The sequence below is a fragment of the Mesorhizobium sp. WSM4815 genome, from assembly GCF_055811575.1.
Genome location: NZ_JBVVQS010000084.1, coordinates 24,347 through 38,567, shown reverse-complemented (window position 1 = coordinate 38,567; position 14,221 = coordinate 24,347). Strand labels below are relative to the sequence as shown.

The 14,221-nt window shown below is 63.3% G+C and carries 12 protein-coding genes; 5 read left to right on the top strand and 7 right to left on the bottom strand.

Annotated features, from left to right (window positions below):
* Positions 1-54 precede the first annotated feature (54 nt).
* The 5 genes from ftsH to AC0L2B_RS08510 form a co-directional block, all read right to left on the bottom strand.
* Entirely contained in the window at positions 55-1,968 is a 1,914-nt protein-coding gene (gene ftsH, locus AC0L2B_RS08530) for an ATP-dependent zinc metalloprotease FtsH (protein WP_473744927.1), read from the bottom strand.
* Between the two features lie 404 nt (positions 1,969-2,372).
* Positions 2,373-3,197 (bottom strand): ABC transporter permease, encoded by an 825-nt coding sequence (locus AC0L2B_RS08525; protein WP_473744926.1) that lies wholly within the window; start codon positions 3,195-3,197, stop codon positions 2,373-2,375.
* Positions 3,198-3,199: 2 nt separating this feature from the next.
* A complete protein-coding gene (locus AC0L2B_RS08520) occupies positions 3,200-4,480 on the bottom strand; it encodes an ABC transporter permease (protein WP_473744924.1) in 1,281 nt (426 codons plus the stop codon).
* Positions 4,481-4,485: 5 nt separating this feature from the next.
* Positions 4,486-5,535, bottom strand: a complete 1,050-nt coding sequence (locus AC0L2B_RS08515; RefSeq protein ID WP_287223577.1) for an ABC transporter substrate-binding protein — start codon at positions 5,533-5,535, stop codon at positions 4,486-4,488.
* A gap of 5 nt (positions 5,536-5,540) precedes the next feature.
* The gene (locus tag AC0L2B_RS08510; protein ID WP_473744922.1) at positions 5,541-6,740 is read right to left on the bottom strand and encodes an ABC transporter ATP-binding protein; all 1,200 of its coding nucleotides are present in this window, start codon (positions 6,738-6,740) and stop codon (positions 5,541-5,543) included.
* 312 nt (positions 6,741-7,052) lie between these two features.
* On the opposite strand from AC0L2B_RS08510, the gene AC0L2B_RS08505 reads away from it, so the two are divergent.
* The 4 genes from AC0L2B_RS08505 to AC0L2B_RS08490 all read left to right on the top strand — a co-directional run bounded on the left by AC0L2B_RS08505 (position 7,053) and on the right by AC0L2B_RS08490 (position 12,036).
* Positions 7,053-8,441: an aminotransferase-like domain-containing protein gene (locus AC0L2B_RS08505; protein ID WP_473515652.1), complete on the top strand. Its 1,389-nt coding sequence runs from the start codon at positions 7,053-7,055 to the stop codon at positions 8,439-8,441.
* 42 nt (positions 8,442-8,483) lie between these two features.
* Entirely contained in the window at positions 8,484-9,758 is a 1,275-nt protein-coding gene (locus AC0L2B_RS08500) for an NAD(P)/FAD-dependent oxidoreductase (RefSeq protein ID WP_473744920.1), read from the top strand.
* 262 nt (positions 9,759-10,020) lie between these two features.
* Positions 10,021-10,209, top strand: coding sequence for a hypothetical protein (locus AC0L2B_RS08495; RefSeq protein WP_023799140.1), 189 nt, complete (start codon positions 10,021-10,023; stop codon positions 10,207-10,209).
* A gap of 429 nt (positions 10,210-10,638) precedes the next feature.
* Positions 10,639-12,036 carry a thiol-disulfide oxidoreductase gene (locus tag AC0L2B_RS08490; RefSeq protein WP_473744918.1) on the top strand — a complete coding sequence of 466 codons (1,398 nt, stop codon included), beginning with the start codon at positions 10,639-10,641 and terminating at the stop codon, positions 12,034-12,036.
* A 180-nt stretch (positions 12,037-12,216) separates the two neighbouring features.
* On the opposite strand, the gene AC0L2B_RS08485 is transcribed toward AC0L2B_RS08490, so the two are convergent.
* Positions 12,217-12,618, bottom strand: a complete 402-nt coding sequence (locus AC0L2B_RS08485; RefSeq protein ID WP_473586044.1) for a DCC1-like thiol-disulfide oxidoreductase family protein — start codon at positions 12,616-12,618, stop codon at positions 12,217-12,219.
* Positions 12,615-12,803: a hypothetical protein gene (locus tag AC0L2B_RS08480; protein WP_473744916.1), complete on the bottom strand. Its 189-nt coding sequence runs from the start codon at positions 12,801-12,803 to the stop codon at positions 12,615-12,617. Before AC0L2B_RS08480 ends, AC0L2B_RS08485 begins: the two co-directional genes overlap by 4 nt.
* A gap of 354 nt (positions 12,804-13,157) precedes the next feature.
* Between AC0L2B_RS08480 and AC0L2B_RS08475 the strand changes: the two genes are divergently transcribed.
* Positions 13,158-14,210 (top strand): acyltransferase family protein, encoded by a 1,053-nt coding sequence (locus tag AC0L2B_RS08475; protein WP_473744915.1) that lies wholly within the window; start codon positions 13,158-13,160, stop codon positions 14,208-14,210.
* Positions 14,211-14,221: the final 11 nt, after the last annotated feature.

Below are 14,221 nucleotides of genomic sequence, written 5' to 3'. Positions count from 1 at the left end.
GTGGGGCTGCGGCTTTCGGCAGTCGACCCGGACCAGGTCGGGACAGGAAGGCCGTCACTCGGCCCGGCGCGAAAAATTTGTCGCCGCAGCCTTGCCTCGTCGTATCGGTCGCTTCCCTGATTGCGGTTCGGATGCCGCTGTGCGATCCGGTGTCGCGACGTTTCCGACGAGCGATGCGAGCTCGGCCTCGCTGAGCGTCTCGATCTCGAGCAGCTTGCGCGCCGTCTTTTCCAGCAGGTCCCGTCGCTCGGTGAGGAGCCCGACGGTTCGCGAAAAAGCTGTGTCGACGATGCCGCGAACCTCCTCGTCGATAGCCTCGGCGGTGGCCTCGCCGTAATCGTGCTCGCGCGGACCGCCGGCAAGTGGGTTGGGGCTCAGGAAGGAGCGCTGGTCCTTTTCCAGCGCCACATGGCCGAGCTTTTCCGACATGCCGTAACGCGTCACCATGGCGCGGGCGATATCGGTCACTTTGGCCAGGTCGTCGGCGGCCCCCGTCGACAGATGCCCGAACACGATCCACTCGGCCGCCCTGCCGCCGAGCAGCACCGCCATCTTGTTCTCCAGTTCCTCGCGGGTCATGAGGAAGCGGTCCTCGGTCGGCCGCTGGATCGTGTAGCCCAAGGCGCCGACGCCGCGCGGGATGATCGATACCTTGTGCACGGGGTCGACGCCGGGCAGCGCCATGGCTACCAACGCATGGCCCATTTCGTGATAGGCGACGACCTCGCGTTCCCTCGGGTTCAACAGCCGGTTGCGCTTCTCGAGCCCGGCCACGATGCGCTCGACCGCATTGTTGAAATCGTCCATCGTGACGACATCCGCCCTCCGGCGCGTGGCGAGCAGGGTTGCCTCATTGACCAGGTTGGCGAGATCGGCGCCGGTAAAACCCGGGGTCAGCGCGGCGACTTTTTCGGCATCGACATCCGCCGCCAGCTTGGCCTTCTTCATGTGGACTTTAAGGATCTGGACGCGACCTTGCTTGTCCGGGCGATCGACCAGCACCTGCCGATCGAAACGGCCGGCGCGAAGAAGTGCCGGGTCAAGGATTTCCGGGCGGTTCGTCGCGGCGAGCAGCACGACGCCGATTTTCGGGTCGAAACCGTCGAGCTCGACCAGGAGTTGATTGAGCGTCTGCTCCTTTTCGTCGTGTCCGCCCATCATCGGGCCTGCACCGCGGGCGCGGCCCAGCGCGTCAAGCTCGTCGATGAAGATGATCGCCGGGGCCTTGGCGCGTGCCTGTTCGAACAGGTCGCGCACACGGGCGGCGCCGACGCCGACGAACATCTCGACGAATTCCGAGCCCGAGATCGAGAAGAACGGAACTTTTGCCTCGCCGGCAACGGCTTTCGCGAGCAGTGTCTTGCCGGTGCCGGGCGGTCCGACCAGCAGCACGCCCTTGGGCATGCGCCCTCCAAGACGGCCGTATTCCTGCGGGCTTTTCAAGAAATCCACGATTTCCTGCAACTCGGCCTTGGCCTCATCGACGCCCGCCACGTCGTCGAAGCCGACGCCGGTATTGGCCTCGACATAGACCCTGGCCTTGCTCCTGCCGATTTGCATCAAACCTCCCATGCCACCCGCCATTCGTCTCATCAGCAGCATCCACAAGCCAAAGAAGACGAGGATCGGGACGACCCAGGAGAGCAGGTCGCTCAGGAAGGTGCTTTCGATCTGGCCAGTGACGGTGACGCCGTGTTCCTGCAGCTGCCGCGCGAGGTTAGGCTCGACGCGCGTGGTAATGAACATCGGCTTGCCGTCCTGCGGCTCCTTGAAGCGGCCCTGGATGAAGCGATCGGAAACCTGCACGTCGGCGATCTTGCCGTCGCGCAGCAGGGTCTCAAAATGGCTGTAGGGAATCTGCGCGATATTCTGCGTGGCGGTGTAGACATATTGAAAGATCATCAGCCCGATGAAGGCGGCGATCCAGTACCAGACATTGAACTGCGTCTTCCTGTTGCTCATGTCCATGGCGTGTCCTCCAGCGTCACATCGATGCAGGTCGCCGAACCGCCGCGGCTTCGAAGCGTGCCTTGGGAGAACGTCGAGGAGCCCAAAGTGTTGCAAAGGAGGGCTGCGAGGGAGCGCTTGGGATCGCAGTCGGCCCGCGGCGACTACCCAATCCGAACCTTCTTGAACGGAAATCGATTGCCGAAGGAGACGTTGCCGGACTCACGACGCCGAGAGCCTGCTGCAAGCCAGGCAGCGCCTATGACGAGGCGCCGTAGAATACTCGATCACGCCGCTCGGCTCTAGCCTGAACGATGCGGTGACGGTCAAGTCGGCCTGGGCAAGCACCACGAGACATTGAAATCGCAGCGTAAAGCGGCCTGACGCGGGCAGACCTATGGCGGCTCGGGCCGACCGCCGCACGATTAGTCGATGCGCGGTCGCTGCTTGCCACGGCGGGCCAGAACATTGGCGACGACGAGCAGGACAATCGACAACGCCATCATCAGCGTCGCGGCGGCGGTGATTGCCGGGCTCAGCTTCTCGCGCAGGCCGATGAACATCTCGAGCGGCATGGTGCGCTGATTGGCGCTAGCCAGGAACTGCACCACGACGACCTCGTCGAACGAGGTGACGAACGCAAAGGCCGCCCCCGACAGCACGCCGGGCAGGATCAGCGGCAGCATCACCCTGAAGAACGATGTGATCGGCCTTGCTCCGGAGATGGCGGCGGCGCGCATCAGATTGCGGTCGAAGCCGGAGAGGCTCGCCCCCACCGTGACGACGACGAACGGACTGGCGAGCGCGGTATGCGCCAGGATGAGGCCGGCATAGGTGCTGGCGAGGCCGACGCGCGCGTAGAACAGATAGGAGCCGACGGCGGTGATCACCACCGGCACGATCAACGGTGAAAGCAGCAGCGGCATGACAATGCGGCGGCCGGGAAATTTTTCGTCGGAAAGCGCGATCGCCGTCAACGTGCCTAGTATCGTCGCGATCAGCGTCGTCCCGAACGCAACGATCAGGCTGTTGCCGATGGCTGCCTGCCAGCGCTGGGTTCCGAGCACGACCTCGTACCAGCGCGTCGAAATTCCCTCCAGCGGAAAGATGAAGAAGGCGCCGCTGTTGAACGACAAGGGAACGGGAATGAGGATCGGCACGAGGAGGAACAGGATCACCATGCCGCACCACAGCCAGAGCAGGGTGATGCGGATTCTTTCGCCTGTCGTTGGATAGGGAGACAGCAACATGGCTACACCAGCTTGAGGCGGCCGAGGCCGAGGATGCGGGCGAAGATGCCGAACAGCGCCAGGGTGAAGACGAGCAGGATGAAGCTCAGCGCCGCCGCCATCTCCCAATTCAGTTCGACATTGACATAGCTGGCGATGAAATTGCTGATCAGCTGGTCGCTGGCGCCGCCGATCAGCGCCGGCGTGATGTAATAGCCGAGGCAAAGGATGAAGGTGAGCAGGCAACCGGCCATGACGCCCGGAAAGACCTGTGGAAGGTAGACGCGGCGAAAGGCGGTGAACGGTTTTGCGCCGAGCGAATAGGCAGCCTTCATCTGCGAGGGCTGGATGGTGCGCATGACGCTGTAGATCGGCAGCAGCGTGAACGGCAGCTGGATGTGGGTCATGGCGATGATCAGGCCGATGCGGCTGTACATCAAATCGAGCCGGTCGTCGGCGACGCCGAGCCACAGCAGCAGGTCGTTGACCAGGCCGAATTTCTGCAGCAGCACCGTCCAGGCCGCGGTTCGCACCAGGATCGACGTCCAGAACGGCAGCAGCACCGCGACGATGAGAATGGCGGCGAGGCCTTTGGGCACGCTGGCGATGAGATAGGCGAGGGGGAAGCCCAGGACCAGCGTGGCCAGCGTCACCGCTGCGGCGACCAAAAATGTGCGCATGAACACCTGCACGAAGATCGCCTGTTCGGGTGGCACTCTTTCGATGCCGCCATCGGCATTCCAGCGCAGATCAAGCGCGCTCAGCAGATAGAACGACGTCACGCTATGGGTACCGCTCTCGATGACCGGCCATGTGCCCGGCGCCGACCAGAACGGCACCGCTTTCATCACATCCAGCGGCGGCCTGTCGGCCGCCTCGAGTCGACGCACCGTCTTGAGCACCTGGCTGCGCGCACCGGGCAGGCGGGAGTTGAGGCTCTTGGCGAGTTCGTAGGCGGTGCCCTTGGCCTGATTGCTGCGGAGATCGGCGGCAAGGGCCAGGAACGCAGCATCGTCGGGCAGCCCGGTGCCGTTCCAGCCGCGCAATGCCTGGCTGGTCTGCGGCAAGGCGTCGGCAATCGTCGGATCATAGGCGGCGCGCGACAGAAGCAGGATGATCGGGATGCCGAAGCTCAGAGCCAGCAGCACCAGCAAAGGTGCCGCCAACGTCAGCGATCGCAGGCGGTCGCCGAGATCGGCGCGGCGAAGTGCTGCCGCAACCGACTTTGCTGCGCCGGAATCGGCGGCCGACCAGTCGCGGCTTGCCCGCGGCCGGTCCAGTTTCGTGGGCTCGAGCGCCGACATTTTCCCTACTGCGCGAGCCAGGCGTTGAAGCGCTTGACCAGATCCTCGCCATAGTCGCCCCAGAATTCGGTATCGGCGACCAGGTAAGCGCTCATGTGGTCGGGTGCGTTCGGCAATTTCGGCAGGGCGTCCGGCGCGACGAAGGAGGCCGCATCGATGCGCACCGGCCCGTAGGTGATGTAGCTGGCGAGCTTGGCGTTGATTTCCGGCTGGCTGATATAGGCAAGGTATTTGTAGGCCAGATCCGGGTTCTTGGCGCCCTTCGGAATGGCGATCATGTCATATTCGAGGATCTGGTTGTTCCAGACGATCTTGAACGGCGCCCCGTCCTTGTCGATGGCGTTCTGGATACGGCCGTTCCAGGCGGTGGTCATCACCACTTCCTTGGATGCGAGGAGCTGCGGCGGCTGTGCGCCGGCATCCCACCAGACGATGTCCTGCTTGATGGTGTCGAGTTTCTTGAAAGCGCGGTTGACGCCTTCGGGGGTTGCCAGCACCTCGTAGACATCGGCCGCCGCGACCCCGTCGGCCATCAAGGCCCATTCGAGGTTCTGTGCCGGAAACTTGCGCATCGCGCGCTTGCCCGGAAACTTCGTCGTGTCGAAGATGTCGAGGACCGAGGTTGGCGCCTCCTTCAGCACGTTGGGGTCATAGGCAAGGACATCGCCATAGGCGTCGAGACCGACGCCGCAGTCGAGCGCCGAACCTTCGATGAACTTTTCACGCGGGGCGATCCTGGAATAGTCGAGCCGCTCGAGAATGCCGGCGTCGCAACCCTGCAGCACGGTCGCGGTCTCGACCGTCACCAGATCGATCGGCACGTTGCCGGTATCGACCATCGCTTTGACCTTGCCAAGATCGCCAAGATATTCCTGCTCGACGATCTTGATCCCGGTTTCCTTGCTGAACGGCTCGAACCATGCCTTGCGCTGGGCATCCTGCCAGGCGCCGCCGCTGGCCATGATCGAAAGCTCTTCCGCGAAAGCGGCATTTCCCATGGTGATGAATGCTGTGGCTGCCGCGAAGGCGAACAGCCGGGCTTTTGTGATTTTCATTGTTCTTATTCCCCTGTTTTCGAGATGGAACCGCCCGTTCCGGCATCGGCCGGAAAGGCGCGGCAGTCGGTGGGCGCGCAGGAAACCGTGACCGGTTCCCCGTTGCCCATGGTCGCTTCGGGGCCGACCTTGACGGTCAGCAACTGGCCGCTTTCCAGCCTGGCCAGAAGGCGCTGGTGGTCGCCGAGATAAATGCGGCCATCGACCGTGGCGGCTAACGCATTTGCTCCGTTCGAAGCGGGCGCAAGCTTCAACCGTTCCGGGCGGATGGCGACATGGCAAGCCGCGCCTTCGGCGACGCCGATGGCCAGCGCGGAGACCGAACCGCCGCCGTGCAGCGCGACGAGGCACTCCTTGCCGGAGACGCGCTCGACCTTGCCTTCCAGCGTGTTGTTCTCGCCGATGAAGCTGGCGACGAACGAACTTTCCGGCGTGTTGTAGAGATCGTCGGGCGAACCGAGCTGGGCAATCCCGCCATTGTTGAACACGGCAACGCGGTCCGACATGGTCAGCGCTTCGCTCTGGTCGTGCGTCACATAGACGATGGTGACGCCGAGCATGGTGTGCAACTGCTTGATCTCGATCTGCATGTGCTCGCGCAGCTTCTTGTCGAGCGCGCCGAGCGGCTCGTCCATCAGCACCAGGCTTGGCTCGAACACCAGCGCGCGGGCGAGCGCGACGCGCTGCTGCTGGCCGCCGGAAAGCTGCGCCGGCCGCCGGTCGCCGAACTGCCGCAGCTGCACCATGTCGAGCGCGCGGCCGACGCGGGATGCCACGTCCGCCCTGGTGGTCTTGCGGACCGAAAGCGGGAAGGCGACGTTCTCCTCGACGCTCATGTGCGGAAACAGCGCGTAGTTCTGGAATACCATGCCGATGTTGCGTTCGTAGGGCGGCAGCCTGTCGACCGACCGGCCTTCAAGCGTGATGACGCCGCTGGTCGGCCGTTCGAAGCCGGCAAGCATGTTGAGCGTCGTCGTCTTGCCCGAACCTGAGGGGCCGAGAAGGGTGAGGAACTCGCCGCGCGCCACGCTGAGGTTCAGCCGTGTCACTGCGAACGTGCGGCCGTCATAGGATTTCTCGACGTCGACGAACTCGACAAATCCTTGGCCGTCATGGGGGCGGCCGCCGGCATTGGGGCCGCCCGCATTGGCCCATGGTGCCGGACCGGCGCTGTCGCGTGACAGGCCTGTCGCTTCGGCGATCACGAACGGAATTCCGTTGAGCGCCGGCAATGGCCGCTTGTCGAAACGAGGTGGTGCTTGCCGTCCATGTGCCGGTCTCGCTTGACGCTGGCCGCGCAAGGCGGCAAACCAAACTTGTATGCTCACACAATCGATCGCTAAAGAAGCATAGATGCAGACAAGTTTGCCCGTCAAGCGGCATTCTTCGGTGTTGTGTGAGATTTTTCAGCCCGGATTTTGGAATCAGGCACCGGACAAGCACTATTGTCCGGAGGATTGTCTTATGCTAGATGCGCCGGTAGCCAGAGCCTCAACACACCGAAACCGCCAATCCGCATGCTTCAGGACCTGCAACTCGCCTCGGAGGAAGGCCCGGTCTACCGGCGCCTTGCCGACGCTATTGCCGAACGGATTACAGCCGGCACGCTTGCCGTTGGAGACAGGCTGCCGCCGCAGCGCGAGATTGCCCGCGCACTGGGCATCAACGTCACCACGGTGACGCGGGCGCTGTCGACGCTGCAGCAGCGCGGCCTGCTCGAAGCGCGGCCTGGACGCGGCACGACGGTGGCTGCCCGCAACGGCGGCGAAGGACCCGGTTTCGTGTCGGCACCAAGCGACGACAGCGGCGTCATCGACCTTTCCGTCAACCGGCCGGCAACCTCGGCCTATCTCGATGCCCTGGCCCTGCTGCTGCCGCGCCTGGCCAAGGACCGGCACTACGCTACGCTTCAGGACTATCACCCGCCCGAGGGGCCGCTGTGGGCGAGGGCGGCGATCGCCGAGTGGATGCAGCCGGTCGCCGGCGCCGGCGATCCCGGCCGGGTGGTGCTGGCGGCGGGCGCCCAGCATGGGCTGGATTGCGTGCTTGGCGCGGTGACCAGGCAGGGTGAGGTCGTGCTCGCCGACGAAGTGACCTATCAGGGCATCAATGCACTGTGCCGGGTGCATGGGCTCGATCTCAGAGGCATCGCCATGGACCGTGGCGGCATGCGGGCCGACGCGTTCGAGGCGGCCTGCGCGCAGCTGCGCCCACGCGCGGTCTTCCTGGTGCCGACCCTGCACAACCCGACCACCATCACGCTGGGCGAGGAACGCCGGCACGAGCTGGTGACTGTCGCCCGTCGCCATAACGTCCTCATCATCGAGGATGACGTCTATCGGCCGCTGGCGGACAATCCGCCGCCGTCGCTTGCCAGCCTCGAGCCCGAATTGACGGTTCACATCGGCGCCTTGTCGAAATGCCTTGCCCCGGGACTGCGCCTCGGTTTTGTGATCGCGCCACGCGCCATAGCCGGCCAGGTCGCTGCGGCTTTGCGCATAAACTGCTGGAGCATCAGCCCTCTGACCGCGCTGATCGGCGCACGGCTGATAGAAGAGGGCTCGGCGGCGCGTATCATCGAAGCCCAGAAGCAGGAGCTTCGCCAGCGCCAGGCCATCCTCACCGAAATCCTCGGCCGCTACGATGTCCAGAGCCACGCCACCTCGACGCATGCCTGGCTGCGCCTGCCGGAGCCGTGGCGCGGCGCGGGTTTCGCTCGTACCTGCCTGGAACGTGGCGTTGCCGTTCTTCCCGGCGATGCCTTCGCGGTCGGGCGCGAACCGGTGCAGCACGGAGTGCGCATCAATGTCGGCGCCGCGCGCTCGCTCGACGATCTGCGCACCGCGCTGAACACCATGGCCGAACTGCTCGCGGCCGGGCATTTGCAACTGCCTGGCTTCGTCTAGACCATGATCCCGAAAAGTGGGGGCCGGTTTTCGGAAAAGATCATGGTCAAACAAGAAGATACGGTCGTGGCAGCAGCGGAAACCGTCGAAATCGCCATCGTTGGCGCCGGCATTGTCGGGCTGGCGACGGCACTTCGGCTTGCGGCCGAGGGGCGCGAGGTGCTGCTCATCGATCCCAACGAGCCTGGCTCCGGCGCCTCGTTTGGCAACGCCGGAACGCTCGCCGAATATGCCTGTATGCCGGTCGGCAATCCGGCCGTTCTGCGCGCGCTGCCAAAACTGCTGCTCGATCCAGACAGCCCTTTTTCGCTGCGCTGGCCGGCTCTGTTCCAGTTGGCGCCGTGGCTGGTCAGTTTTGTCAGAGAGTCGCTTCCGGCGGCCACTCGTGCCAATGCGCTGGCGCTCGCCGGCCTTCTGGCTGAGGCCCTGCCGGCATGGGAGGAGATGGCGCAAGAGGCCGATATGGCCGACCTGCTGCGCCGCAACGGCTGCCTCTACCTGTATCGTCGCGAGAGCGGTTTCGCCAGGGCGGCCGGTGGCAGGGCGCTGCGCGCCGGGTTTGGCGTGCATCAGGAGGTTCTGATGCCGGGAGAGGTGGCCGCGCTGGAGCCGAGCCTGCCCACGACCGGGGCCCGCGGACTGTACTTCCCGGATTCGATGAATGTCACCGATCCAAAGAGGTTGATGCGGCGGCTGCTCGATGCCGCAACCGCCCGCGGCGTGTCGGTGGCGCAGGCTGCCATATCAGGGCTGCAGGTCGAGGCGGACGGTGTCGGGCTCAGCGGTTGCGGCCTTCGCGTCAAGGCGAATACGGTGGTGATCGCCGCGGGTGCGCAATCGCGGGCGCTGGCCATGCAGGCAGGCGACGGCATCCCGCTCGAGACCGAACGCGGCTATCATCTCGAATTCCCGACCGAAGCGCCTTTGCTCAATCGTCCGGTCTGTCCTGTCGATCTCGGCTTCTACATGACGCCGATGACCGGCCGGCTGCGTGTCGCCGGAACCGTCGAGCTCGGCGGGCTTGCAGCGCCGGCAAATCCGCGCCGGCTGGCGCTACTGGATCGCGGTGTCAGGCAGTTCTTCCCCTCACTCGGCCGGCCCTCATCCGAATGGCTCGGGTTCCGGCCGTCGCTGCCCGATTCCCGGCCCGTCATCGGTCGGTCACGTGGCAACCCCAGGGTGATCCATGCCTTCGGCCATGGTCATCTCGGCCTCACTCTGGCGCCGATCACCGCCCGCCTGGTCGCCGACCTGATTGCCGGACGCGGCGATCCTGACTGCCTCGCGCCCTTTGCGGTGGGCCGCTTCGCTGCTTGACGCTAGGTCGGCGCCGCCGCGGTAGCGGAGCGTGTAAGCTTGGGCAGGCGTTCGGCAATCCAAGCAAAAACCCGCCCCGGTCTCCGGAGCGGGTCTGTTGCCTGAGGCGGAACTCAACACATGTCCGCAGCAGCAAGGTCGCCTCGCGATGCTGAAGATCTGGTTAACCCGCCATATTTGATTCAAATCCAACTGTGGATGTTCGCCTTTGGGTAAATCGAAATGGGCCATCCTTGTCCAGCGGCGGGCAAAAGGAGAATCCATGACCAGTGACTTTGCCGCAGCCCACCTCCATCTTGAACGAGCCTGTCACTATTTGCGCGGCGATGACGAGACGAGCAGCGCGGCGCGCGCCGCCCTGGACATCCTGATCGATGCAATTGTCGCAGCCCAGTACAAGCGTCCGCCCGCTGACGTGGTGGAATTTCCTAGAACGGCAAAGCAGCGTTAGTCGGCGAAGCGCGGCGCATCCGCAGGATTAATACGCCGCTTCAAGTTCTTGTTTTCATACATGTCGTTGTCTTGACATGTCGTTGTCTTGATACTGCTGCGCGCCCTCGGGTCAGGCCCGAGGGCATGCCTTGGGCGACATGCAGTCGCGGGCGAAACAAATGGAGCGGGATGGCCAGTTCAAACTAAACGCATCCCGCTTTGGGTCCGCCGCACCTCTCCCAATGGCTGATGCTCGGCAGCAGGAGTTACCGACGACGGCGGATTGACTCTTACTCTGCGCTCGTGCTGATGTTGCAGTGCAACATAGGGCAGCGGGGGCTAACTGGTGTTTATTGGGCAGCAGCAGTATTCAAGCGCGACACCGATATGGAACGTTGGTCGCAGCAAGATCACGAAAGTCAGAGGACGGGACGATACATTTGACGGATTGACCGCATTTGCCCCGTTCTGGGCAATGGCGGCGATCTTCAGTATCGCCGGTGATATCTACTCCATGCTTGGCTACAAGGGGCCGCTGTTTGCCGCTCTGAGCTGGTCGGTCGTCCTGTTCAGCCTGCTACTCCTGCTGTACCCGCGGCGAACCGAGTTCTTGATCGGGCTCGTGATGGTATCGCTTGTGTTGTACGCGCTGCGCATGCCGGTCGCTTCGAACAACAAGACGATCACGGCGGTGATGAACGGGGCTATCCTGCTCAGTGCGGCAGTGCTCTATCTGCGGGCCGCCGGCCGCGGCGCCGCGCTGGCCCGGATGGAGCTTTATCAACAGATCCGGATCGTCGCCCGGGCGCTGCTCGCCATCATGTATTTCTACGGCATCTTCCACAAGATCAACACCGATTTCCTCGATCCTTCCGTGAGTTGCGCGGTGGGCCTCTACGCTCCGCTGGCTCGTCCGTTCGGCCTCGAGGACAATCTGTTTGGCCGGTATCTTGCGATCTTCGCCACCTTCGTCATTGAGGCGATCGCGATCGTGTCTCTCTACTGGAAGCGCTATTTCGCCGTGGGGTTCATCCTCGCACTCGTCTTCCATTACGTGATCCCGATCTCGGCCTATTCCTGGTACATGGACTTTTCCAGCCTGGTGTTCGCGCTGTATGTGCTGAGCATCCCCACGCCCGCCAGCGAGGCGCTCTATCGCACCTCGCTGGAGTTTACCAATCCGCTGCGCGAGACGTTCGGCCGGATCGGGATCTTGCTGCCGGGCGCGGCCGTGATGCTGGTCGCGGTCACTCTCGTCATTGTGCTCACCTATGCTTTTCCCGGGCGCTCCTTCGACATGATGGTCCACTCCGTCTGGATCCTCATTTGGGCGGTAGTGGGCGGCGCGGCGATGGTCGTGCTGTCCTATGTGGCCCTGCAGAACCTGCCTTGCCGGACCGTCTCCTCTCCGCGCCAGCCGCTCTGGGTCTATTTGGTGCCGGGCTTGTTCTTCCTCTCCTGCCTGTCACCCTATGTCGGGCTCAAGACGGAGAGTTCCATCAACATGTTCAGCAATCTGCACACCGAAGCCGGCCAGACCAACCATCTGCTCTTTCCCAAGCCACCATACATGTTCAACTATCAGAACGAGGTGGTGAAGATCGTTGATTCCTCCGAGCCCCATCTCGTCCGGCAGTCGCAGGCGGGCAATTACCACGTCCTCCTCGCTGTGAAGAAACAACTGCGCCGGAAGCCCGAGGCTTGGGTGACTTACGTGAAGGATGGCGAGACGATTACCCGCGCCAACGCGTCGACCTTCGCAGGCGAAATGCCCAGCCTCCTCGAACGCAAGTTGCTTGTGTTCAAGTTGGTGGATTTCTCGCGGCCGAAGTCCTGCACCCACTGAGCGCCGCTCTCACGGAAACTGGTAGATGTCGCCGGGCAGCCTAGCCATCCATTTCGCCGGGAACTGTCCAAAGCGTGTCGCGATTGCAAGGGACACGCGGCGCTTTAAGTTCATGTCGTTGTCGTAAAACCGCTGCGCACCCTCGGGTCAGGGCCCGAGGGCATGCTTTTGTGACATGCTTTAGCGCCGTTCGAGGTCTGCAGGGATCAGCGAGCGGCCGCGAAGCCTCAGGGTGGCCCGGCGTCCGAGCTTGAGCGCCGGATAGATCAGCCGCGCGGCCGTCCTGTTTGAGAGAATCCTGCGGTTGAGCCAGCCGAAAAGCGTCGAAGAGGAACTGAGGATCGCCATGAGATTGATGGCTTCCTCGCCGTGGTAGACGCGATCCTCGAAAACGAAGAGCATGCCCTCGTTCAGGTCGAAGCCCTGGCGCTGAAACTCGACAACGCGCGGATCGCCGGAGCGCGCGTCAAGCAGTTCGACAGGACCGACCGCGTCGCGCAGCCGGGCAAAGCGGACATAGCTCTGGCAGAAGATGCAGTCGCCGTCATAGACGATAAGCGCTGACTTGCCGGGGGGCTTCATTGCAGCGTCGGATCCTGACTGTGCCCGATCGGTGCTTCTACGGAGCTATCGATCGCGCAATTGCCGTAGAACGCGCAGCCGGAGACGACGGGCAGATTGCTGAAGGCGTCGAGGATGGCGACGAGCACCAGCCCGACAATGCCGAGCATCAACAGTTTCTTGTAGGCGGACAAGTCGCGAAGCATCTTGGTCCTTTGCTGCTTAAATCGGACCTGGTCGATCCGAGGTCAAAGCGCGATCGATTTCAACAGCCGGCTGGCTGCAAGAACGGCAGCCCGTGCCGGCCAAGGTTTCCTATCGCTTGAACTGCCAAGTCGGCACCAGCCTGTTATTGTGCAACGCAACAATGGGTGAAGATCGGCGGAAAATCAAGCGGAATGCTGAATTTCGCCGACTTTTGCGACATTGCGTCGGCGGCAACCGGCAATGCGGACCTCCGAGCCAATTCGCACTTGCCACACAGTATGATGCAATGCACAATCACCATCGAAACCGAAGGACCGGGCCGGCCGATAAGCCGTATCCAGGAAACGCTGAAGTTGAACCTGCCCATACGTGAGACCTGGCTGGACACTGCCAAGGGCTTGGGAATCACCCTCGTCGTCATGGCCCACGTCCTCGACCACAGCACCTGGCGATGGGCGCACCCGATTTACTTTACGGCATCGCTGTTCTTCATGCCGTTCTTCTTCATCATATCCGGCTACCTTTTTGCCGTGACGGAGAGGAAGGCGCTTTTCCGGAAGCGCGTCCAGGGCCTGCTCATTCCCTATGTGATGTTTCTCGGCGCGATCATGGCGAGCGTGCTCGTTGTGGACTTTTTGCGCGGCGACACCCCGGCGCCCTGGCAGATCAGGGAACTCATCACCGACGCGCTGCTGGGCGGACGGCACCTGACGCGCGAACTCGGCGTGTTCTGGTTCGTCACCTGCCTCGTCGCCACGCAACTTGTCTATAACGAGGTCGCGATCAGGACCAGCGGGCCGACCGATCCCGGCATGCTGGTCTTCGTCGGCGCATCCGTCGGCCTCGCCTATTCAATCCAGGCCTACTGGCAGGAGGTGCGCGCGCCGCTGGCTCTGACGAATGTGCCGCTCGCCATCGGCGCATTCTGGTTCGGACATTTCCTGCGCGAACGCGGCATGAGCGCGCTGTGGTCGGCGGTGTTTGTCGTGGCGGTTGCCGGGGTTGCGCTCGCGGCGGCGCGGTCGGGGTCCGACTTTACCTTCAGCATGAAGAACGCCATCTTCGGCCCGCCGCTTCTCGGCCTGCTCGTTGCATTGGCGATCTCGACCTTTATCCTCGGCCTCGTCCGCTTCATGGCGATGCCAAGCTTGCGCATCGCTCCGTTGGCGGAAATCGGCGCAGCCTCCCTGGTGATCATGTTCGTCCATCAGTTCGTTCATTTCACGCTGCGGGACTTCGGAATGTCTTCCGAGTTGGCGCTGATCGCCCTGTCGCTCGGACTTCCCTATCTGCTCTATCGCGGACTGAGGTCGTCCCGGATACTGTCGCCCTGGTTCATCGGAAGCGGAGACCTGGCGCTCAGCATCCAACTGATGAGGCGGAGCCTCGCCTTCCGGGCAGGCTGAGCAAGAACGCG

Bases quoted from the DNA above. Each gene is read 5' to 3' on its own strand.
- AC0L2B_RS08485 (WP_473586044.1), bottom strand. From the start codon at position 12,618: ATGAAGCCCCCCGGCAAGTCAGCGCTTATCGTCTATGACGGCGACTGC.
- AC0L2B_RS08480 (WP_473744916.1), bottom strand. From the start codon at position 12,803: ATGCTTCGCGACTTGTCCGCCTACAAGAAACTGTTGATGCTCGGCATT.
- AC0L2B_RS08515 (WP_287223577.1), bottom strand. From the start codon at position 5,535: ATGAAAATCACAAAAGCCCGGCTGTTCGCCTTCGCGGCAGCCACAGCA.
- AC0L2B_RS08505 (WP_473515652.1), top strand. From the start codon at position 7,053: ATGCTTCAGGACCTGCAACTCGCCTCGGAGGAAGGCCCGGTCTACCGG.
- AC0L2B_RS08520 (WP_473744924.1), bottom strand. From the start codon at position 4,480: ATGTCGGCGCTCGAGCCCACGAAACTGGACCGGCCGCGGGCAAGCCGC.
- AC0L2B_RS08495 (WP_023799140.1), top strand. From the start codon at position 10,021: ATGACCAGTGACTTTGCCGCAGCCCACCTCCATCTTGAACGAGCCTGT.
- ftsH (WP_473744927.1), bottom strand. From the start codon at position 1,968: ATGGACATGAGCAACAGGAAGACGCAGTTCAATGTCTGGTACTGGATC.
- AC0L2B_RS08500 (WP_473744920.1), top strand. From the start codon at position 8,484: ATGGTCAAACAAGAAGATACGGTCGTGGCAGCAGCGGAAACCGTCGAA.
- AC0L2B_RS08525 (WP_473744926.1), bottom strand. From the start codon at position 3,197: ATGTTGCTGTCTCCCTATCCAACGACAGGCGAAAGAATCCGCATCACC.